The sequence below is a fragment of the Streptomyces altiplanensis genome (genome assembly GCF_053591575.1).
On record NZ_JBSFUB010000066.1, the window covers coordinates 1 to 21,494 of the forward strand.

Sequence of the window (21,494 nt, forward strand, 5' to 3'; positions counted from 1 at the left end):
GCGGTCCATGCCGCCGCGGTGTTCCGTGTGGCCGGCGCGCAGGACGTGCTGGAGCTGGGGGCGGGGCACGGGCGCGACGCCCTGTACTTCGCCGGCTGCGGGTTCACCGTCCGGGCCGCGGACTTCAGCGCCACGGGGCTGGGCCAGCTGGAGGAGCGGGCGGCGGAGTCGGGCCTCGGCCCTTCGGTGAGCGCCATGGTCCACGACGTGCGGCGCCCGCTGCCGCTGCCGGACGGATCGGTGGACGCCGTCTTCGCACACATGCTGCTGTGCATGGCGCTGACGACGGGGGAGATCCACGCGCTGGTGGGCGAGGTCCGGCGGGTGCTGAGGCCCGGCGGCACCTTCGTCTACACCGTCCGGCACACCGGCGACGCCCACTACGGGGCGGGCACGGTCCACGGCGACGGCGTCTTCGAGCACGGCGGGTTCGCGGTGCACTTCTTCGACCGCGACCTGGTCGACGCCCTCGCCCAGGGGTGGGAGCTCCGCGAGGTCCACGCCTTCGAGGAGGGCGACCTGCCACGCAGGCTGTGGCGGATCACGCAGACGCTGCCGGCCGCCGGGGGAGAGTGACGGCGCCGGGGATCCCCTCAGCGGGCTTCGAGGCCCGCCGCCGGATCTCCCTCGCCGATGGCGATCCACCAGTTCCTCTCGTCCCTGACGAGGAGCAGCTTCTGCCGCTTTCCCGTCTTCTGGTACACCAGCTCCACCTGGTTGAAGTAGGGCACGTCGCTCTCGAGCACCGTCGCTTCCACATGGCCTCGCGCGCCCGCGCCGTACTCACGGACGAGCCCCCGCGCCTCGGGGCCGGGCCGGTCGTAGTCCGGGCCCGCGAGCTGTGCCAGCCCTTCGGCGTCCTCGGCTTTCAGCCGCTGTACGTACACCCTTACGAGCGTGTCGACGTCCTCCGCGGTCTCCGCGACGTCCTGGTACTCGGACTTCTCCGCCCGCACCGTGACGTCGACCGGCGGGGAGTCGGCCGGGCCGTAGGGCAGCCGGAACCAGATCAGCCAGATGCCGACCGCCACGGCGGCCGCCCCCAGGGCGCCCGCACCCACCAGCGTGAAACGCTTGCGCATCAGCCCTCTGTTCCCGTAGTGCCTCCACGGACGGGGAGCCGTGAAAATGATCTCCACGAGAGAGGGGCAGGGCCAGAGCGCGGCGCGATTCGATGCACATACGTGATCACGGGAGACGGCCGCGCCGGACCAGCGCCTACGTGTCGCCGCGCTGGGCGGCGGAGCGACGGCGGAGCCGCAGCGGGAGCGCGTACCAGCAGAGGGCGAACCACAGCATCACGCCGCCGGCCAGGACCTCGGCGAGGACGCTCGGCAGTACCACGCGGAGTATCAGCAGGAGCGTGCAGCCGATGGTCAGTGCGAGCAGCACCATGCCGCACATCATCAGCCGGCTCGCCGCCTCCACGACTTCGTCCTTCATGCGCTGCCCGGACAGGAAGCGGTGGAGCGACACCGGCGCGATCAGCGATCCGGTGGCCGACGCGCCGAGCACCACGGTGATCACGTAGATGGCGCGGTCGATCGTGGCCAGCTCCCGGAAGAGGGGGGTGAAGGCCACGCTGAGCAGGAAGCCGAAGAGGATCTGCACGCCGGTCTGCGCGACCCTCGTCTCCTGCAGGATCTCGTTCCACCGGCGGTTGACCCGCTCGCGCGCCGGCTCCGGCGGTTCGTGGGCGGGTCCGGTGCCAGGAGTGTCCGCCTGGCAAGAGGCACACTCGCGAACCGCCGTGTTCGAGCCGGCCGGCTCCTCCGTCATGGTCATGGCATCCTCCGCATCCGAGGAAATCCTGATGCCCACTTCCGGCGACGTCATGCCCCTTGATCACCCTGTCACCAGGGGTGACCGGTCACTCACCCGGCGGGCTTCACGACCACGGTGAGCAGGTCCTGGCCGGTGATCGCCGCCAGTGACAGGGTGCGGTAACCCACGGAATCGAACAGGACGGTGATCCGGTCGCCCTCCTCGCCGAGAACCATGCCGTCGCCCCATTCGCTGTGCCGCACCCGCGTCCCCGTGGGGAACTCGGCGGCCGCCGGATGCCCGGGCGTACCGCTGTCCCGTTCGAAAAGCCTCTCTTCGAGCCCTTCCCCGGCCCCGGGCCCGCTGTCGCCGGAGTCCGCCGCGCACACGTCACAGTTCCCGCACGGGGCCTCGTAGGACTCGCCGAAGTAACCGAGGAGGAAGCGGCGGCGGCAGCCGGTGGTCTCGGCGTACGCCCGGACCATCTCCACCCGTGAGCGTTCCAGCTTCCGCCGCGCCTGCGCCGCCTGTGCCGCCCGCTCGGCGGCGTCGTCCGCCGTCACGTCCGGGACGGCGCGCACGTCCCCCTCCTCGTCCGTGGTCGCCGCCCCCACCTGCTCCAGGAGGTTGGCCGCCGCGGTCACGCGGTTGCGCGACAGGCCGGTCTCCTCGCCGAGCTCCTTCAGCGCGAGGGGGCCGCCGTGCTCGTGCAGACGGGCCGTGACCTCGGTGAGCGTGTCCTTGCCGGGCGCGCGGGCGGCGAAGAAGTTCTGCATGCCGGTGTCCTCCGGCCGGTAGTGGAGTACGGCGACGGCGGGCGCGCCGTCACGCCCGGCCCGGCCGGTCTCCTGGTAGTACGCGTCGAGGGACCCGGGCACGGAGGCGTGCAGCACGAACCGCACGTCTTCCTTGTCGATGCCCATGCCGAAGGCCGAGGTCGCGGCGACCACGTCCGTCTCCCCGGCCAGGAAGGAGTCGTGCACCCGCGAGCGTTCCTCGCCGCGCAGGCCGGCATGGTAGGCGGCGGCCGTCAGCCCCAGCCCGGCCAGTTCGGCCGCGTAGCTCTCCGCGTCCTTGCGGGTGGCCGCGTACACGATTCCGGGCTTGGCCTCCGCCGCCGCCCTCTCCACCACCGCCCGGCGCTTGTCCTCGTCGTCCAGGAAGCGGCGGACCTCCAGCGCGATGTTCGGCCGGTCGAACCCGGCGACGACCAGCGCGGGATCCTCCATGCCCAGCCGCTCCACGATCTCCTCGCGCACCGGAGGCGCGGCCGTGGCCGTCAGCGCGAGGACCGTGGGCCGGCCCACCCGCCGGACCACCTGGGCCAGGCGCAGGTAGTCGGGGCGGAAGTCGTGGCCCCAGGCGGACACGCACTGCGCCTCGTCGACGACGAAGAGCGCGGGCCCCGCCTGCGCCAGGCGTTCGACCACGTCGTCCTTGGCGAGCTGCTCGGGGGAGAGGAACAGGTACTCGGCGTCACCACCGCGCACCGCCTCCCAGGCCGCCGTGGTCTCCCCGGCCGCCTGGGCCGAGTTGACGGCGACCGCCTCCGGGGCGCTGTGCCGCAGCAGCCCGGCGATCTGGTCCCGTTGCAGGGCGATGAGCGGGGAGACGACCACGGCCGGGCCGGGGAGGGACAGCGTGGCCACCTGGTAGACGGCGGACTTCCCGGCGCCGGTCGGCATGACCACGAGGGTGTCGCGGCCGGCCGCGACCGCTTCCATCGCCCTCAGCTGTCCGGGCCTCAGTTCCTGCCAGCCGAACACCTCGGCGGCCGTCCGTTCGAGCCGGGCGGCGGTGGTGCGGGCGCCCTTTCCCGGTGTGGCGTGCCTCTCCTCGTCGTCCATGCCCTGCGACTACCCAGCATCCGCCCGCCCACCTCCCCGGCGAGCGGCTCCCGCGTCGTACGGCGCGACGCGTGCGGCCGGTCCGGCGCGGGCGCGTCAGCGGCGGGAGAGCGACGAGTCCCGCACCACCAGTTCCGGCTGGAGCACGATCCGCTGGTGCTGGTGACTCTGCGCCCCGTCGCCGGTCTCCTCGATGAGCAGGTCGGCGGCCATCCGCCCCATCCGGAAGGCCGGCTGGCGTACGGAGGTCAGCGGCACCGCGGCCGCCGAGGCGAACTCGATGTCGTCGTAGCCGACCAGGGCCACGTCGTCGGGAACGCTCACCCCGGCCCCGTAGAGCGCCTGGAGCATCCCCAGTGCCAGCAGGTCGTTGGCGCAGAACACCGCGGTCGGGCGGGAGGACATGCCCAGCAGCCGCGCACCGGAGTCGCGCCCCGCCGCCACGTCGAGCCGCTCGGCCTCGATCAGCCGCAGCCGCTCCGCCGGCAGCCCGGCCTCGGCCAGCGCCTGGAGGGCGCCCGTCCGCCGGTCCCGGCACTGGGCGAGGTGCAGGGGCCCGCTGACGTACGCGATCTCGGTGTGGCCCTGGGCGAGGAGGTGCCGTACGGCCAGCGTTCCGCCCAGGACGTCGTCGACGGAGACGGAGCACCCCTCGGCGCTGGGGGCCACCCGGTCGACGAGCACGTAGGGGATGCCCTGCCTCCGGAAGTGGCGCAGGTTGCCGCCGGTGGGGTCGACCGGAGTGATCAGTACGCCCCGCACCCGCTGCTCGCTGAAGAGGCCGAGGTACTCCGTCTCCTCGTCGGTGCTCTGGCCGCTGTTGCACAGCATCACCCCGAGCCCGGCCTCCCGCGCGGCCCGCTCGGCGCCGGAGGCGACGTCCACGAAGAAGGGGTTGGCCATGTCGAGCACGAGCAGGGAGATGATCCGGCTGTGGCCCGCCCGCAACTGGCGGGCCGACTCGCTGCGTACGTAGCCGAGCCGGTCGATGGTGGACAGGACCCGCGCCCGCGTCTCCTCCGTCACCGACTCGGGGCGGTTGATGACGTTCGAGACCGTGCCGACGGAGACCCCGGCGACCCGGGCGACGTCCTTGATACCCACCGACTGCGCCATCAGGCGGAGACCTCCACGCGCTCCAGTGCACTCAGACCGGCCGGCGCCCGCAGACCGGGCAGAAGACTGCCCGTGGCGAGCGCCCGGTGGTGGGTGGCACCGCTCGCGCTCCACGCGTCGGTCCCCTCACCGGAGTCGCGGCCGGAGCCGACACGCGATGTCGTGTCGCCGGTCTCCAGCAGCGGGCCGCCGACCACCTTACCTTCGGCGGCGACGGGCCGGCGCTTTCCGTCCCTGCTCCGGCCGGGCCCGATGCGGGGCCTGCGGACGACGGCGGGTGTGCGGGCGAGGGGCATGGTGTCCTTCCGGTCTTCTCCGAGGGGTCCGCTAAGGCAGGTGGAACACTTCGGTGAGCGGCTTCATCGCCTCGTCGGGCCGGTCACCGCCGGGCGTCCGCGCCGTGAAGGGGGGCCCTTCGTTCTCGAAGAAGGGGGCCATCTCGGCCTGCCAGCGGGCGTTGACGTCCGTGGCGGCCATGGCGGCCCGGGCCTCGGCGAAGTCCTCCGTCTCCAGGTAGCCGACGAGCAGTCCGTCCTCGCGCAGGAAGAGCGAGTAGTTGTGCCAGCCGGTGGCCGAGAGGGCTTCGAGCATGTCGGGCCAGACCGCCGCGTGCCGTTCGCGGTACTCCTCGAGGCGTTCCTGGCGGACCTTCAGCAGAAAGCAGACGCGTTGCATGTCCTCGTAGTGCCTCTCTCGTCCCGGGGGCCGGAATCAGAAGTCGGACTCGTCGATGTTCTTCCTGCCGAAGACGGCCGGCGGGCCGTGGAAGTCCACCGGGGCGCCGCCCGGGAGCACCTGGCCGGTGTCCGGGCGGCGCACTCCGGCAAGGGCTTTGACGAGGGTGGACCTGCCCGCGCCGTTCTCCCCGGCGAGGACGGGGGCCGGGCCCGTGCCGGGCTGGTTCATGGGGAGCTCCTCAAGGACGGCGCTTACCGCCTCCCACGCCGTGAAAGGTTTCAACGAAGTCCACCGGAAGCTAGACGTGGTGCGCAGACCCCGTCAATGGGTCGGCCCTTGAAACTTTCGGGGCCTTTCAATTTGTGATGCGTGGGCGGCCGTCCGGCCTCGGGCTCTTGACAGGTGCTGTGGGCACCCATAGCTTCACCGCGATGAAACGATTCACACATTCGCGTGGCACACAGGAGCGCTGACGATGACGAGCCGAGCCGACGTCTCCACCGTGAAGGCAGCCCTCAGAGCACAGGCCATCGAGACGCCGTCATGGGCGTACGGGAATTCGGGCACCCGCTTCAAGGTGTTCGCGCAGCGCGGGGTCCCCCGTACCCCGCAGGAGAAACTGGACGACGCCGCCCGCGTCCACGAACACACCGGCGCGGCCCCGACCGTCGCTCTCCACATTCCCTGGGACAGGGTCGACGGCTCCGGCGGATACGCGGAACTCGCCAAGTACGCCGAGGAGCGCGGCCTGCGGCTCGGGGCGATCAACTCCAACGTCTTCCAGGACGACGACTACAAGCTCGGCAGCGTCTGCCATCCGGACGCCGCCGTGCGCCGCAAGGCCCTGGACCACCTGCTGGAGTGCGTCGACATCATGGACGCCACCGGCTCCCGCGATCTGAAGCTGTGGTTCTCCGACGGCACCAACTACCCGGGCCAGGACGACATCCGGGCCCGTCAGGACCGGCTCGCGCAGGCCCTCTCCGCGGTGTACGAGCGCCTCGGCGACCACCAGCGGGTGCTGCTGGAGTACAAGCTCTTCGAGCCCGCCTTCTACACCATGGACGTGCCGGACTGGGGCACGGCGTACGCGCACTGCCTCAAGCTCGGCGAGAAGGCGCAGGTGGTGGTGGACACCGGACACCACGCGCCCGGCACCAACATCGAGTTCATCGTCGCCCTGCTGCTGCGGGAGGGCCGGCTCGGCGGGTTCGACTTCAACTCCCGCTTCTACGCCGACGACGACCTGATGGCCGGGGCGGCGGACCCGTTCCAGCTGTTCCGGATCATGTACGAGGTGGTACGGGGCGGCGGGCTCACCTCCGACGTGGCCTTCATGCTCGACCAGTGCCACAACATCGAGGCGAAGATCCCGGCGGTCATCCGTTCCGTGATGAACGTCCAGGAGGCCACCGCCAAGGCGCTGCTGGTGGACGGCGGCGCGCTCGCCGAGGCCCAGGCGTCGGGCGACGTCCTGGCCGCCAACGCGGTCCTCATGGACGCGTACAACACCGATGTCCGGCCGCTGCTCGCCGAGGTGCGCGAGGACCTGGGCATCGACCCCGACCCGATGGCGGCGTACCACCGCTCGGGCTGGGCCCGGAAGATCGTCGACGAGCGCGTGGGCGGGGCCCAGGCCGGATGGGGAGCGTGATCCGTATGACACGGCAGCATGAAGCGGTGGACGCACTGCTGGAGCGCTCGCACCGGCTGGGATCCGATCCGCGCAACACCAACTACGCCGGCGGCAACACGTCGGCCAAGGGCACCGCCGTCGACCCGGTGACCGGCGGCGACGTCGAGCTGATGTGGGTCAAGGGGTCCGGCGGCGACCTGGGCACGCTCGAGGCGGAAGGGCTCGCCGCGCTGCGCCTGGACCGGCTGCGCGCACTGACCGGGGTGTACCCGGGCGTCGAGCGCGAGGACGAGATGGTCGCCGCCTTCGACTACTGCCTGCACGGCAAGGGCGGCGCGGCCCCCTCGATCGACACCGCCATGCACGGACTCCTCGACGCCGCCCACGTGGACCACCTCCACCCCGACTCGGGGATCGCGCTGGCCTGTGCGGCGGACGGGGAGAAGCTGACCGCCGAGTGCTTCGGCGACAGCGTGGTGTGGGTGCCCTGGCGGAGGCCCGGTTTCCAGCTCGGCCTGGACATCGCCGCGGTCAAGGAGGCCAACCCCGGGGCCGTCGGCTGCGTTCTGGGCGGGCACGGCATCACGGCCTGGGGCGACACGTCCGAGGAGTGCGAGGCCAACTCGCTCCACATCATCCGCACCGCCGAGGCCTTCCTCGCCGAGCGGGGCCGCCCCGAGCCCTTCGGCCCGGTGCTGGAGGGGTACGAGCCGCTGGGCGAGGCCGAACGCCGGGAGAAGGCGGCCGCCCTCGCCCCGTACGTACGGGCCCTCGCCTGCGCCGACCGGCCGCAGGTCGGCCACTTCGACGACTCCGACGTCGTACTGGACTTCGTCTCCCGCGCCGAACACGGGCGGCTGGCCGCGCTGGGCACCTCCTGCCCGGACCACTTCCTGCGCACGAAGGTCAGGCCGCTGGTGCTCGACCTGCCGGCGTCCGCGCCCCTGGAGGAGGCGGTGGCCCGGCTGAAGGAACTGCACGCCGGGTACCGAGAGGAGTACCGCGCGTACTACGAGCGGCACGCGGAGCCCACCTCGCCCGCGATGCGGGGCGCGGACCCGGCGATCGTGCTGGTCCCCGGCGTCGGGATGTTCTCCTTCGGCAAGGACAAGCAGACCGCGCGGGTCGCGGGCGAGTTCTACGTCAACGCGATCAACGTGATGCGGGGCGCGGAGGCGGTCTCCTCGTACGCGCCGATCGAGGAGCGGGAGAAGTTCCGCATCGAGTACTGGGAGCTGGAGGAGGCCAAGCTGCGGCGGATGCCGCAGCCCAAGCCCCTCGCGACGCGGATCGCGCTGGTCACCGGCGCCGGCTCCGGCATCGGCCGGGCGATCGCGCACCGGCTCGTCGCGGCGGGCGCGTGCGTCGTGGTCGCCGACCTCGACGCACGGAAGGCGGCGGAGACCGCCGAGGAACTGGGCGGACCGGACAGGGCGGTCGCGGTCACGGTCGACGTGACGAGCGAGGAGCAGATCACCGGGGCCTTCCGGGAGGCGCTGCTGGCGTTCGGCGGGGTCGACCTGGTGGTCAACAACGCCGGTATCTCCATCTCCAAGCCGTTGCTGGACACCTCGGCGAAGGACTGGGACCTCCAGCACGACATCATGGCGCGCGGCTCCTTCCTGGTCTCGCGGGAGGCCGCACGGGTCATGATCGCGCAGGGCGTGGGCGGTGACATCGTCTACATCGCTTCCAAGAACTCCGTCTTCGCCGGACCGAACAACATCGCCTACTCGGCCACCAAGGCCGACCAGGCGCACCAGGTGCGGCTCCTGGCCGCGGAACTCGGCGAGCACGGGATCCGGGTCAACGGCGTCAATCCGGACGGGGTGGTGCGGGGCTCCGGCATCTTCGCGGGCGGCTGGGGCGCGCAGCGCGCCGCCGTCTACGGGGTGGAGGAGGCGAAGCTGGGGGAGTTCTACGCCCAGCGGACGCTGCTGAAGCGGGAGGTGCTGCCCGAGCACGTCGCGAACGCGGTGTTCGCGCTGACGGGCGGTGAGCTCACGCACACGACGGGGCTGCACATCCCGGTGGACGCGGGGGTCGCGGCGGCGTTCCTGCGGTAACGCTCCCGCTGTTTCCCGCCCTGCTCCACCCGGCCCCGCCCCGCCCCCACCCCACCGCACTCCACGAGGAACTGATGCCACCCACCCACACCTTCGCCGCCGTAGACCTGGGCGCCTCCAGCGGACGCGTCATGGTCGCCCGGGTCGGGCCCGGGACCCTGGACCTCCAGGAGGTGCACCGCTTCGCGAACCGGCCCGTGAGGACCGGCGGGACGCTGCACTGGGACGTCCTCGCCCTCTACCGGGGCGTGCTCGACGGCCTGCGGGCGGCCGGAGCGGCGGCCGGCGGGCGGCTGGCGGGGGTCGGGATCGACAGCTGGGCGGTGGACTACGGGCTGCTCGACGCCGGCGGCGCCCTGCTCGGCAACCCCGTGCACTACCGGGACACCCGGACCGACGGCGCCCCGGAGAAGGTCGCCGCCGCACTGCCGCCCGAGGAGCTGTACGCCGCCACGGGGCTCCAGCACCTGCCGTTCAACACCGTCTTCCAGCTCGTCGCGGCCCAGGGAACGCCACAACTCGCCGCCGCGAAGCAGCTGTTGCTGATCCCCGACCTGATCTCGTACTGGCTGACGGGCGAGGCGGGCACCGAGATCACCAACGCCTCCACCACCCAGCTCGTCGACCCGCGCACCCGCACCTGGTCGCCCGTCGTCGCCGCGCGCCTGGGCATCGACCTCGGGCTGTTCCCGCCGTTGCGCAGCCCCGGCGACCCGGCCGGACTGCTGCGGCCCGAGGTGCTGGCCGAGACGGGACTGACCGGCCCCGTCCCGGTGACCGCCGTGGGCTCGCACGACACGGCGTCGGCGGTGGTGGGCGTCCCCGCGGACGAGGGAGCGGACGGGGGCGGCTTCGCGTACATCGCCACCGGGACCTGGTCCCTCGCCGGGCTCGAACTCGACCGGCCGGTGCTCACCGAGGCGTCCCGGGCCGCGAACTTCACCAACGAGCTGGGGGTGGACGGCACCGTCCGCTACCTCCGCAACATCATGGGGCTGTGGCTGTTGCAGGAGTGCCTGCGCACCTGGGAGGCGCAGGGGGATCCGCAGGACCTCGCCGCCCTCCTCGACGGGGCGGCGCGGGCGGCCCCGCTGCGCTCGGTCGTGGACGCGGGCGACCCCGTTTTCCTCGCGCCGGACGACATGCCCCGCCGTATCGCACGGGCCTGCGCCCGCACCGGGCAGCCGGAGCCCCGTACACCCGTCGAGACCACCCGCTGCGTGCTCGACTCGCTCGCCCTGGCCCACCGCGCGGCCGTCGAGGAGGCCCAGGCGCTGTCCGGCCGGACGGCGGGCACGGTGCACGTCGTCGGCGGCGGCGCGCACAACACACTGCTGTGCCGGCTGACGGCGGACGCGACCGGCCTGCCGGTCGTCGCGGGCCCCGCCGAGGCGGCGGCGTTCGGCAACGTACTGGTCCAGGCGCGCGCGGCCGGGGCGGTCGGCGGCGGACTCGCCGGGCTGCGGGCCCTGCTGCGCGCCACCCAGCCCTTGCGGTACTACCGTCCGGCGGGTGACCGTTCCGCATGGGACGAGGCCGCGGACCGGATCGGCACAGGCTGCCGGGGGAGGAGGATGTGACGTGCGCGTAGCTCTCTTCGTCACCTGCGTGAACGACACGCTCTATCCGCGCACCGGGCAGGCCGTCGTGCGGCTGCTGGAGCGGCTGGGGGTGGAGGTGGACTTCCCGCAGGCCCAGACCTGCTGCGGGCAGCCGCAGTTCAACACCGGCTACCGCCACGAGACCGAGCCGCTGGTACGGCGGTACGACGCGGCCTTCGCCGACTACGAGTACGTCGTCACGCCCTCCGGTTCCTGCGCCGCGATGGTCCGCGACAACTACCCGCGGATCGGCGCCAGGGCGGCCGCCGAAGGGCGCGGCCGGGCGCTGGCGGACGCCGCGGCGCGGGCCGTGCCGAAGACGTACGAACTGACGGAGTTCCTGGTCGACGTCCTCGGCGTGACCGACGTCGGTGCCTGGTTCCCGCACCCCGTCACCTACCACCCGACCTGTCACGGGCTGCGCGTGCTGGGCCTGCGCGACCGGCCGCGCAGGCTGCTGGAGCGGGTCGGGGGGCTGGAGCTGCGCGAACTGCCGGGTGCGGAGGAGTGCTGCGGTTTCGGCGGCACGTTCGCCGTGAAGAACGCCGCCGTGTCGGCGGCGATGGGCGCGGACAAGGTGCGCAACATCGAGTCCACGGGCGCCGGGGCGGTGTGCACCGTCGACAACTCCTGCCTGATGCACATCGGCGGGACGCTCACCAGGCAGGGGTCCGCGGTGCGGCCCGTGCACATCGCGGAGATCCTCGCCGCGACCGAGGAGGAGCCGTACACATGAGCGGTACGAGCGGTACGTACCTGGGGATGCCGGCGTTCCCGGCCGCCGCGCGGGAGGCCGTGGGCAACGAGACGCTGCGCAGGAACCTCCGGCACGCCACGCACACCATCCGCGACAAGCGCGCCAGGGCCGTCGCCGAGCTGGACGACTGGGAGCAGCTGCGCGCCGCAGGCAAGGACGTGAAGGACCGGACGCTGCGCCATCTCGACCACTACCTCGTCCAGCTGGAGGAGTCGGTCACGGCGGCCGGCGGCACCGTGCACTGGGCCGCGGACGCCGAGGAGGCCAACCGGATCGTGACCGGGCTGGTGAAGGCGGCCGTCGGCGACGACACGCAGGAGCCCGAGGTCGTCAAGGTCAAGTCGATGGCCACACAGGAGATCGGGCTCAACGAGGCGCTGGAGGCCGAGGGCATCCGTGCCTACGAGACCGACCTCGCGGAGCTGATCGTGCAGCTCGGCGACGACCGGCCGTCGCACATCCTGGTGCCCGCCATCCACCGCAACCGGGGCGAGATCCGTGACATCTTCGCGCGTGAGATGGGGAGTTGGGGACGGGCCGCCCCCGAGGGGCTGACCGACACCCCGGCCGAACTGGCCGAGGCGGCCCGGCTGCACCTGCGGGAGAAGTTCCTGCGCGCCAAGGTCGGCATCTCGGGCGCCAACTTCATGGTGGCGGAGACCGGCACCCTCGTCGTGGTCGAGTCCGAGGGCAACGGGCGGATGTGCCTGACCCTCCCCGAGACACTGATCTCCGTCGTCGGCATCGAGAAGACCGTCCCGGCCTGGCGGGACCTGGAGGTGTACCTGCAGCTCCTGCCCCGCTCCTCGACGGCGGAGCGGATGAACCCGTACACGACCATGTGGACCGGTACGACGGACGGCGACGGGCCGCGCGACTTCCACCTGGTGCTCCTGGACAACGGCCGCACCGACACGCTGGCCGACGAGGTGGGGCGCCAGGCGCTGCGCTGCATCCGCTGCTCGGCGTGCCTGAACGTGTGCCCGGTCTACGAGCGGGCCGGCGGGCACGCGTACGGCTCGGTCTACCCGGGGCCGATCGGCGCGATCCTCAGCCCGCAGCTGCGCGGTACGGGGAGCGAGGTCGACGCCTCACTGCCGTACGCGTCGTCGCTGTGCGGGGCCTGTTACGAGGTGTGCCCCGTCGCCATCGACATCCCGGAGGTGCTGGTGCACCTGCGGGAGCGGGTGGTGGAGGGCGGGACGGTGACCAGGAACGGGGCGCGGGTCACGATCAGGCCCGCGAAGGGGCACGTGGCGGAGCGCGCGGCGATGCGCGCGGCGCGCTGGGCGCTGGACCACCCGGGCGCGCTGCGGGCCGGACAGCGGCTGGCGTCCCGTACCCGCCGCATCCATCCGAAGCGGCTGCCGGGGCCGGGGCGCGCGTGGAGCGACACGCGGGCACTGCCCGAGCTGCCCGCGGAACCGTTCAGGGACTGGTGGCAGCGCACCCGCGGAGGAGCCCGATGAACAGTGGCAGTGGCAGTGGCAGTGGCAGTGGCAGCAGGGAGCGGGTGCTGGCGCGGGTGCGCCGGGCCCTGGCGGACGTACCGGCCGGCGAGCGGCCGCAGGACGTACGGGTGGAGCGCGGCTACCTGCGGGTGCACGGCGACCGGAGTACCGAGGAGACGGTCGAACTGCTCGCGGAGAACCTGGCGGACTACCGGGCGGTCGTGCACCGGACGGACCCGGCCGGGCTGGAGGGCCTGCTGATGCGGCTCCTGGCCGAGCGCGGTGCGCGGTCGGTGCTCGTACCGCCGGGGCTCCCGCCGCACTGGCTGGCCTCCGCGGGCCCGGTCCGGGTGCACGACCGGGAGGCGAGCACCACGCGTCAGCTCGACGCCGTGGACAGCGTGGTCACGGGCTGCGCGGTCGCGATCGCCGAGACCGGCACGATCGTTCTGGACGGCGGCCCCGACCAGGGCAGGCGCCGGATCACCCTGGTGCCCGATCACCACATCTGTGTCGTACGGGTCCCGGACCAGGTGGTCGGCTCGGTGCCCCAGGCCCTGGAGCGGCTGGATCCCCGGCGGCCGCTGACCTGGATCTCGGGCCCCTCGGCGACCAGCGACATCGAGCTGGACCGGGTCGAGGGCGTGCACGGCCCGCGCACCCTGGAGGTGGTTCTGGTCGAGGGACCGGACGACTGACCGGACCCCTGGCTCTCCCCTCGCCCTCCCCGCGCCCTCTCCTTGCAGAGGACTGGACCACTGAACCCGCATGTGGCTCTGGCCCGGTGGTGGCCCGGCGCGTAACGTGACGCGGCATGACCTGCGAGGGGACGGCTGATTCATGAAGATCCTCATCAGCGCCGACATGGAGGGCGCCACCGGTGTCACCTGGCCCGCCGACGTGCTGCCGGGCACACCGCAGTGGGAGCGCTGCCGCTCCCTGTTCACGTCCGACGTCAACGCGGCCGTTCTCGGCTTCTTCGACGGGGGCGCCGACCAGGTGCTCGTCAACGAGGCGCACTGGACCATGCGCAACCTCTTCCTGGAGCACCTCGACGAGCGCGTCGAGATGCTCACGGGCCGGCACAAGTCGCTCAGCATGGTCGAGGGCGTGCAGCACGGGGACGTGGACGGCATCGCCTTCGTCGGCTACCACACCGGCGCCGGCACCGAGGGCGTCCTCGCGCACACCTACCTCGCCAACTCCATCACGGGCGTGTGGGTCAACGGCGAGCGGGCCAGTGAGGGCCTGCTCAACTCCCACGTCGTCGCGGAGTACGGCGTACCGGTGGTCCTCGTCACAGGCGACGACCTGACCTGCGAGGACGCCGAGGGCTACGCGCCCCGGGCCCGCAAGGTCGCGGTCAAGGACCACGTCTCGCGGTACGCCGCGGTGTGCCGCACCCCGGCCCGCACCGCCGCCGACATCAGGGCCGCCGCGAAGGAGGCGACGGCTCTCGCCGTACGCCACGAACCGGTGCGCGGCGGCCCGTTCACCGTGGAGCTGGAATTCGACGCGGAGCACCTTTCAGGCGTCGCGACCGTGGTACCGGGGGTGGAGGCGACCGGAGAACGGCGTGTCGCGTACACCAGCGGGACGATGTATGAGGGCATTCGTACGTTCAAGGCCGTGACGACGATCGTCTCGGCCGCAGTGGAGGAGCAGTATGGCTGACCACCAGCCGGCCGACGGGGGAACGGCCGACGGGCTCGCGCTCGACGAGGTCGTGACCTTCACGTCCGACCTCATCCGGATCGACACCACCAACCGCGGCGGCGGCGACTGTCGCGAGCGCCCGGCCGCCGAGTACGTCGCCGAGCGGCTGGCCGGCGCCGGGCTCGCCCCCCTCCTGCTCGAACGGACCCCCGGACGGACCAACGTCGTGGCCAGGATCGCCGGCACGGACCCGTCCGCCGACGCCCTCCTCGTCCACGGTCACCTCGACGTCGTACCCGCCGAGCCCGCCGACTGGAGCGTGCACCCCTTCTCCGGGGAGGTCCGCGACGGCGTGGTCTGGGGCCGTGGCGCCATCGACATGAAGAACATGGACGCGATGGTCCTCGCCGTCGTACGGGGCTGGGCGCGCTCCGGCACCCGGCCCCGCCGCGACATCGTGCTCGCCTTCACCGCCGACGAGGAGGCCAGCGCGGCCGACGGCTCCGGTTTCCTCGCCGACGAGCACCCCGAGCTCTTCGAGGGCTGTACGGAAGGCATCAGCGAATCCGGCGCCTACACCTTCCACGCGGGCCCCGGCATGGAGATCTACCCGATCGCGACGGGGGAGCGGGGCACCGGCTGGCTCAAGCTCACCGGCGTCGGCACGGCGGGCCACGGCTCCAAGGTCAACCGGGACAACGCCGTGAGCAGGCTGGCGGCCGCCGTCGCCCGGATCGGCGCGTACGAGTGGCCGGTGCGGCTCACCCCGACCGTCCGGGCCGCCCTCACCGAGCTCGCCGCCCTGCACCACCTCGACGCACCGGACTTCGACGCGCCCGGCTTCGATGTGGACGCGCTGCTCAACAAGCTGGGCCCGGCCGCCGAGCTGGTCGAGGCGACGGTACGGGGCAGCGCCAACCCGACCATGCTGGACGCCGGTTACAAGGTCAACGTCATCCCGGGACGGGCGACCGCCTACGTCGACGGGCGGTTCCTGCCCGGCGGCGAGGAGGAGTTCCGCCGGACCATGGACCTGCTCACGGGAGACCTGGTGGACTGGGAGTTCCACCACCGGGAGACCGCCCTCCAGGCGCCCACCGACTCCCCGACGTACGCGAAACTGCGCGCCGCGGTGGAGCACTTCGCCCCCGGCGCGCACGTCGTGCCGTACTGCATGTCGGGCGGCACGGACGCCAAGCAGTTCTCCCGGCTCGGCATCACGGGGTACGGCTTCTCGCCGCTGAAACTGCCCGCCGACTTCGACTACGGGGCGCTCTTCCACGGCGTGGACGAACGGGTTCCGGTCGAGGCCCTCCACTTCGGCGTGCGGGTGCTCGACCATTATCTGAAGACCGCGTAACAGACCGCACAGCAGACCGCACAGCAGATCCCACAGCTCGGGGAGTTGAAAGGCATGGTGCCCACAGGGCCGTACGGAAGCTGGCCGTCGCCGATCGGCGCCGGGCTCGCCGCCTCGCACGGCGGGCACCCGGAGTACGTCGGGATGATCGGCGACGAGGTGTGGTGGACCGTGCCGCGCCCCACCGAGGGCGGACGGCGCGCGCTGGTGCGCCGGCGGGCGGACGGCGCCGAGGAATCGGTTCTGCCGGCCCCCTGGAACGTACGCAGCAGAGTCGTCGAGTACGGCGGCCTGCCCTGGGCCGGCGCCCAGCGCGCGGCGGGCGGCCCGCTCGTCGTCTTCGTCCACTTCCCCGACCAGCGGCTCTACGCGTACGAACCCGACGTGCCCGGCGCCGGGCCCCGGCCCCTCACCCCCGTCTCGGCCGTCGGCGGCGGGCTGCGCTGGGTCGACCCGCAGCTGCGTACGGACCGGGGCGCGGCGGGCGAGGTGTGGTGCGTGATGGAGGAGTTCACGGGCGAGGCCCCCACCGACGTACGGCGCGTCATCGTCGCCGTACCGCTCGACGGCTCCGCCGCCGAGGACCGCGCCGCCGTACGGGAACTCTCCGACGGCGCGCACCGCTTCGTCACCGGTCCCCGCCTCTGCCCGGACGGACTGCGGGCGGCCTGGATCGCCTGGGACCACCCCCGGATGCCCTGGGACGGCACGGAAGTGATCCTCGCGGACGTCGCCGAGGACGGCACCTTCCGCGACCCGCGGAGCTTCCTCGGCGGACCCGAGGAGTCGGTCGCCCAGGTCGACTGGACCGCCGACGGACAACTGCTCTACGCCAGTGACGCCGGCGGGTGGTGGAACCTGTACCGCGCGGACCCGCACGGGGCGGCGGCGGTCCCGCTCTGCGCCCGCGCCGAGGAGTTCGCCGGGCCGCTCTGGAAGATCGGCCTGCGCTGGTTCCACCCGCTGGACAACGGCCTGATCGCCGTCATCCACGGCAGCGGCACCACAGCGCTGGGCATTCTCGACCCGGAGAGCTGCGAAGTCGTCGACTCGGCGGGCCCCTGGACCGAGTGGGCCCCCACGCTCGCCGTGCACGGGAGCCGGGTCGTCGGCGTCGCCGCCAGCCCGCGCAGCGCGTACGAGGTCATGGAGCTCGACACCTTCACCGGGCACACCCGGGTCATCGGCTCCGCGCACGACGACCCGGTGGACCCCGCCTTCTATCCCGAGCCGCAGATCCGCGTCTTCACCGGACCCGACGGCCACGAGATCCACGCCCACATCTACCCGCCGCACAACCCCGGCCGCGTCGCCCCCGGCGACGAGCTGCCGCCGTACGTGGTGTGGGCGCACGGCGGGCCGACCGGGCGCGCCCCGCTCGTACTCGACCTGGAGATCGCCTACTTCACCTCGCGCGGCATCGGCGTCGCCGAGGTCGACTACGGCGGCTCCGCCGGGTACGGACGCGAGTACCGTGACCGGCTGCGCGAACAGTGGGGCGTCGTGGACGTCGAGGACTGCGCCGCCGTCGCCGTCGCCCTGGCCGAAGAGGGCACGGCCGATCCGCGCAGGCTCGCGATCCGCGGCGGCAGCGCGGGCGGCTGGACGGCGGCGGCCTCGCTGGCCGGCACCGACGTCTATGCCTGCGGCACCGTGATCTACCCGATCCTCGACCTGGAGGGCTGGGCGACGGGCGAGACCCACGACTTCGAGTCGCGGTACATGGAGAGCCTCGTCGGACCGCTCGCCGCCTGCCCCGACCGCTACCGCGACCGTTCGCCCGTGCACCGGGCGGACCGGATCACCGCACCGTTCCTGCTGCTCCAGGGGCTCGACGACGTGATCTGCCCGCCCGCGCAGTGCGAGAGGTTCCTGGAGCGCATGGCGGGACGCGGCATCCCGCACGCGTATCTCGCCTTCGAGGGGGAGGGGCACGGTTTCCGCAGGGCCGAGACCATGACCCGCGCACTGGAGGCCGAACTCTCCCTCTACGTCCGGACCTTCGGCATCGACCGCGACGACGTACCCCCTCTGGAGCTCACCCCATGACCCCTGTTCCTTCGATGCCTCCGCTGTCCCCGATGCCTCTGACGCCTCTGACCAGGCCCCCGCGGCTGAGGGCGGGGGCGCGGGTCGCCGTCGTGGCCCCCGGCGGGCCCGTTCCCGGGGAGCGGCTCGAAGAGGGCCTCGACATCCTGCGGAGCTGGGACCTCGAACCGGTGACAGGCCCCCATGTGCTGGACGTGCACCGGCGGTTCGGATACCTGGCGGGAACGGACGAGGCGCGGGCCCGGGACCTGGAGGAGGCCTGGTGCGACCCGTCGGTGGACGCGGTGATCTGTGCGCGGGGCGGCTACGGGTCCCAGCGCATGGTGGACCTGGTCGACTGGGCGGCGATGCGCGCGGCCGGACCCAAGGTCTTCGTCGGCTACAGCGACATCACCGCCCTCCACGAGGCCTTCGCCGTACGGCTGGGCCTGGCCACGCTGCACGGGCCGATGACCGCGAGCGTTCCCTTCCTCAAGGACGGCCCGACGCGGGATTCGCTGCGGGCCACGCTCTTCGAGCCCGAGTCGGTCATGACGCTCGGCCTGGAGGCGGCGGGCGTCCTGGTCCCCGGCCGGGCGCGCGGCGTCACGCTCGGCGGCTGCGTCAGCCTGCTCGCCGCCGACCTGGGCACTCCGTACGCCAGACCCGGCGCCCGCGGCGGCCTGCTGCTCGTCGAGGACATCGGCGAGGAGGCGTACCGCCTCGACCGGATCCTCACCCAGCTGCTGCGCTCCGGCTGGCTGGACGGCGTGGCGGGCATCGCCCTCGGCTCGTGGGAGGGGTGCGGCCCGTACGAGGAGGAGGTGCGGGCGCTGCTGCACGACCGGCTGGGCTCCCTGGGGGTGCCGGTCGTCGAGGAGCTGGGCTTCGGGCACTGCGCGACCGCTCTGACCATGCCGCTCGGCGTGCCCGCCGTACTCGACACGGACACCCGCACCCTCACCCTCGACGTGCCCGCGCTGCGGTGAGGCGGCAGGCGCTCAGGTCCCCGGGTGGTCGCCCGTCGCCCCGTCGATGAGCTCACGCATGATGTCCATGTGGCCCGCGTGCCGCGCGGTGTCCTCCAGCATGTGGATGAGCACCCAGCGCATCGACACGGTGCTGCCCGACCACGACGTGCCCCGCGTGTCCAGGCCGAGCTCGGCTGTCGCCCGGTCGGCGGCGGCCCGTGCGCGGCCGTAGAACTCCACGATGTCCGCGGTGGACTCGTCGTCCGTCACCGTCATGTCGTCCTGCGGCTCGAACCACATCGGCTCGCTCTCGCGCCCGAACGTGGTGCAGAACCACCCGTACTCGACGCTCGCCAGGTGCTTCACCAGGCCCAGCAGACTGGTCCCGGACGGGGTCATGGGCCGGCGCAGCTGCTCGTCGTCGAGGCCGTCGAGCTTCCACAGCACGGCATCGCGGTGCCGGTCCAGGGCGGCCTGGAGGCTTTCCTTCTCGCCACCGGTGAAGGGAACACGTTTCGTCATTCCCAGAACGTAACAGCCGGGTCCGACAACGCTCTTCCCGAAGCCGTGGCCAGGCCCGGCCGGCCGTTCTTCACAGATTCTCCGGCATCCGCCCCGGCCGCGACCGTTGACAGCCGTACGACGCGTGTCCCAGCATGACGGGCGCCGATACTGACCGGTCGGTAAGGTGCCCTCAGCGTGGAGGTCCGCATGCCCCGTCGCCCTCGCCGGCCCGTTCCCGCGTCCCGCAGACCGATCGTCCTCGCCGTCGGCGCGGCGCTCGCCGCGCCCCTCGCCCTGGCCGCCCCCGGGCAGGCCGGCGCGACGGCCGGGTTCACCGTCACCCCCCTGAAGTTCACGGTGCAGGCGGGCGGCAGGAAGTGCACCGTCGACGCCGACCTCTACCGCCCCGCCGGAGCGGACAGGGCCCGCCCCGCGCCCGCCGTCCTCACCACCAACGGCTTCGGCGGCAGCAAGGCCGACGGCTCCACCGACGCCACCGCCAAGGCCTTCGCCACCCGCGGCTACGTCGCCCTCGCCTACTCCGGCCTCGGCTTCGGCAAGTCCGGCTGCCCCGTCTCGCTCAACGACCCGGACATCGACGGCAGGGCCGCGTCGGGCCTGATCGACTTCCTGGGCGGCACCCGCGCGGCCGACGACGGCACCCGCGCCGACTACGTCCTCAGGGACGGCGCGGGCGACCCGCGCGTCGGGATGATCGGCGGCTCGTACGGCGGCACCGTCCAGCTGGCCACGGCCGCGAACGACCGCCGCCTGGACGCCCTCGTGCCCCTGATCACCTGGAACGACCTCGCCTACTCCCTCGACCCCAACAACGCCACGGACGACCGGGCCGTCCCCGGCGCGTACAAGTACCAGTGGACGTCCGGCTTCTTCCTCATGGGCGAGGCGCAGGGCCTGCTCAACCCGGGCCTCGACCTGTCCCGGGCCGGTGGCGGGGGCTGCCTGCACTTCGTCTCCGAGGCCTGCGGGACCACCCGCCTGCTGGCCTCGGGCCGCTACCCCGCAGGCCGCACCGCCGAGATGCTCGCCTACGCGCGCAGCGTCTCCCCGGTCTCGTACCTCCACAAGGTCAAGGCGCCGACACTGATCGTCCAGGGCCAGGCCGACACCCTCTTCAACCTCAACGAGGCGGAGGCGACGTACAAGGCCCTCAAGGCCCAGGGCACCGAGACCCGCATGATCTGGCAGTCCTGGGGCCACAGCGGCGGCCTCACCGACCCCGCAGCCGGTGAACTCGACCTGGCCCGGGGCGATCTGGAGGCCAGTTACGTCGGCCGGCGCATCCTCGCCTGGTTCGACCGCTACCTGCACGGCAGGAAGGGCACCGGCACCGGCCCCGCCTTCGCGTACTACCGCGACTGGCAGAGCGGCTACGGCACGGCCGCCGCGCCGCCCGCCCTGTCGCGGAAGGTGTACCTCTCCGGCGACGGCAAGCTCGTCGACAACCGCTCCAAGGTCGTGCGCGGCGCCCGCGAGTACCGCAACCGCCTCTTCCCCACCAGCCACTCCGAGAACTCCCTGGCCGGTCTGGCCGGTCTGCCCGACCGCGGGCCCGGCGACGCCCCGGGCACCTACCTCGGCTGGTCCACCGAGCCGCTCAAGGCCCCCGTGGACGTGGTCGGCGCGCCGAGAGCGACCCTCCAGGTCGTCTCCCCGAAGACCGAGCGCGTACAGCACTCGGGTGACGCCGCCGACAAGCTCGTCCTCTTCGCCAAGCTGTACGACGTCGCCCCCGACGGCACGAAGACGCTCGTCCAGCGCCTCGTCGCACCGGTCCGCGTGCCGGACGTGACCCGCCGCTTCACCGTCTCGCTCCCCGGCATCGTGCACCGCTACGAGACCGGACACCGGCTGGAGTTCGTCGTCGCGGCCAGCGACGACGCGTACTACGGCAACCGGGGCGTCAAGCCGGTGACGGTCACCAGCGCCCCCGAGGACACCGGTGTCCTGGAGCTTCCGGTGACCAGGGGCTCGCTCGGCTGACGGCGCTCCCCGCCGCACACCCGGTCGCGCGCGCCGGGGGAGGACGGAAGTAGCC

Annotated in this window: 19 protein-coding genes and 1 pseudogene; 12 read left to right on the plus strand and 8 right to left on the minus strand. The window is 72.7% G+C overall.

Annotation, left to right across the window (positions count from 1 at the left end):
• The coding region (locus tag ACWD0Y_RS24925; protein WP_450262541.1) for a class I SAM-dependent methyltransferase at nt 1-576 on the plus strand (576 nt) is incomplete at its 5' end.
• A gap of 17 nt (nt 577-593) precedes the next feature.
• On the opposite strand, the gene ACWD0Y_RS24930 is transcribed toward ACWD0Y_RS24925, so the two are convergent.
• From ACWD0Y_RS24930 to ACWD0Y_RS24960, 7 genes and pseudogenes are all read right to left on the minus strand, one after another.
• Complete coding sequence (locus ACWD0Y_RS24930) at nt 594-1,082, minus strand: hypothetical protein (RefSeq protein WP_450262542.1); 489 nt, start codon at nt 1,080-1,082, stop codon at nt 594-596.
• A gap of 136 nt (nt 1,083-1,218) precedes the next feature.
• Complete coding sequence (locus tag ACWD0Y_RS24935; protein WP_450262543.1) at nt 1,219-1,785, minus strand: DUF6328 family protein; 567 nt, start codon at nt 1,783-1,785, stop codon at nt 1,219-1,221.
• Between the two features lie 89 nt (nt 1,786-1,874).
• The gene (locus ACWD0Y_RS24940; RefSeq protein ID WP_450262544.1) at nt 1,875-3,611 is read right to left on the minus strand and encodes a RecQ family ATP-dependent DNA helicase; all 1,737 of its coding nucleotides are present in this window, start codon (nt 3,609-3,611) and stop codon (nt 1,875-1,877) included.
• A gap of 96 nt (nt 3,612-3,707) precedes the next feature.
• A complete protein-coding gene (locus tag ACWD0Y_RS24945) occupies nt 3,708-4,727 on the minus strand; it encodes a LacI family DNA-binding transcriptional regulator (protein ID WP_450262545.1) in 1,020 nt (339 codons plus the stop codon).
• On the minus strand, nt 4,727-5,023 hold the full coding sequence (locus ACWD0Y_RS24950) for a hypothetical protein (RefSeq protein WP_450262546.1): 297 nt from the start codon (nt 5,021-5,023) through the stop codon (nt 4,727-4,729). The genes ACWD0Y_RS24945 and ACWD0Y_RS24950 overlap by 1 nt, the downstream gene beginning before the upstream one ends.
• Nucleotides 5,024-5,054: 31 nt before the next feature.
• Nucleotides 5,055-5,402, minus strand: a complete 348-nt coding sequence (locus tag ACWD0Y_RS24955; RefSeq protein WP_450262547.1) for an L-rhamnose mutarotase — start codon at nt 5,400-5,402, stop codon at nt 5,055-5,057.
• Nucleotides 5,403-5,483: 81 nt separating this feature from the next.
• A pseudogene (locus ACWD0Y_RS24960) lies at nt 5,484-5,633 on the minus strand (ATP-binding cassette domain-containing protein); the annotation flags it as partial.
• 247 nt (nt 5,634-5,880) lie between these two features.
• Here ACWD0Y_RS24960 and rhaI point away from each other — a divergent pair.
• The 10 genes from rhaI (at nt 5,881) to ACWD0Y_RS25010 (ending at nt 18,949) form a co-directional block, all read left to right on the plus strand.
• The gene (gene rhaI / locus ACWD0Y_RS24965; protein WP_450262548.1) at nt 5,881-7,059 is read left to right on the plus strand and encodes an L-rhamnose isomerase; all 1,179 of its coding nucleotides are present in this window, start codon (nt 5,881-5,883) and stop codon (nt 7,057-7,059) included.
• Nucleotides 7,060-7,064: 5 nt separating this feature from the next.
• A complete protein-coding gene (locus ACWD0Y_RS24970; protein WP_450262549.1) occupies nt 7,065-9,107 on the plus strand; it encodes a bifunctional aldolase/short-chain dehydrogenase in 2,043 nt (680 codons plus the stop codon).
• 74 nt (nt 9,108-9,181) lie between these two features.
• Nucleotides 9,182-10,687, plus strand: a complete 1,506-nt coding sequence (locus ACWD0Y_RS24975) for a rhamnulokinase (RefSeq protein ID WP_450262550.1) — start codon at nt 9,182-9,184, stop codon at nt 10,685-10,687.
• A 1-nt stretch (nt 10,688) separates the two neighbouring features.
• The gene (locus ACWD0Y_RS24980; protein WP_450262551.1) at nt 10,689-11,444 is read left to right on the plus strand and encodes a (Fe-S)-binding protein; all 756 of its coding nucleotides are present in this window, start codon (nt 10,689-10,691) and stop codon (nt 11,442-11,444) included.
• Nucleotides 11,441-12,934 (plus strand): lactate utilization protein B, encoded by a 1,494-nt coding sequence (locus ACWD0Y_RS24985; protein ID WP_450262552.1) that lies wholly within the window; start codon nt 11,441-11,443, stop codon nt 12,932-12,934. The genes ACWD0Y_RS24980 and ACWD0Y_RS24985 overlap by 4 nt, the downstream gene beginning before the upstream one ends.
• Nucleotides 12,931-13,614, plus strand: coding sequence for a LutC/YkgG family protein (locus ACWD0Y_RS24990; RefSeq protein WP_450262553.1), 684 nt, complete (start codon nt 12,931-12,933; stop codon nt 13,612-13,614). Before ACWD0Y_RS24985 ends, ACWD0Y_RS24990 begins: the two co-directional genes overlap by 4 nt.
• A gap of 142 nt (nt 13,615-13,756) precedes the next feature.
• Nucleotides 13,757-14,590, plus strand: coding sequence for a M55 family metallopeptidase (locus ACWD0Y_RS24995; protein WP_093798186.1), 834 nt, complete (start codon nt 13,757-13,759; stop codon nt 14,588-14,590).
• Nucleotides 14,583-15,932: a M20/M25/M40 family metallo-hydrolase gene (locus ACWD0Y_RS25000; protein WP_450262554.1), complete on the plus strand. Its 1,350-nt coding sequence runs from the start codon at nt 14,583-14,585 to the stop codon at nt 15,930-15,932. Before ACWD0Y_RS24995 ends, ACWD0Y_RS25000 begins: the two co-directional genes overlap by 8 nt.
• 54 nt (nt 15,933-15,986) lie before the next feature.
• Nucleotides 15,987-17,981: a prolyl oligopeptidase family serine peptidase gene (locus ACWD0Y_RS25005; protein ID WP_450262555.1), complete on the plus strand. Its 1,995-nt coding sequence runs from the start codon at nt 15,987-15,989 to the stop codon at nt 17,979-17,981.
• A gap of 32 nt (nt 17,982-18,013) precedes the next feature.
• Nucleotides 18,014-18,949 (plus strand): S66 peptidase family protein, encoded by a 936-nt coding sequence (locus ACWD0Y_RS25010; RefSeq protein WP_450262556.1) that lies wholly within the window; start codon nt 18,014-18,016, stop codon nt 18,947-18,949.
• Nucleotides 18,950-18,961: 12 nt separating this feature from the next.
• Here ACWD0Y_RS25010 and ACWD0Y_RS25015 read toward each other — a convergent pair whose 3' ends face one another.
• The gene (locus tag ACWD0Y_RS25015; RefSeq protein ID WP_450262557.1) at nt 18,962-19,453 is read right to left on the minus strand and encodes a DinB family protein; all 492 of its coding nucleotides are present in this window, start codon (nt 19,451-19,453) and stop codon (nt 18,962-18,964) included.
• A 189-nt stretch (nt 19,454-19,642) separates the two neighbouring features.
• Between ACWD0Y_RS25015 and ACWD0Y_RS25020 the strand changes: the two genes are divergently transcribed.
• Nucleotides 19,643-21,439: an alpha/beta fold hydrolase gene (locus ACWD0Y_RS25020; RefSeq protein ID WP_450262558.1), complete on the plus strand. Its 1,797-nt coding sequence runs from the start codon at nt 19,643-19,645 to the stop codon at nt 21,437-21,439.
• Nucleotides 21,440-21,494: the final 55 nt, after the last annotated feature.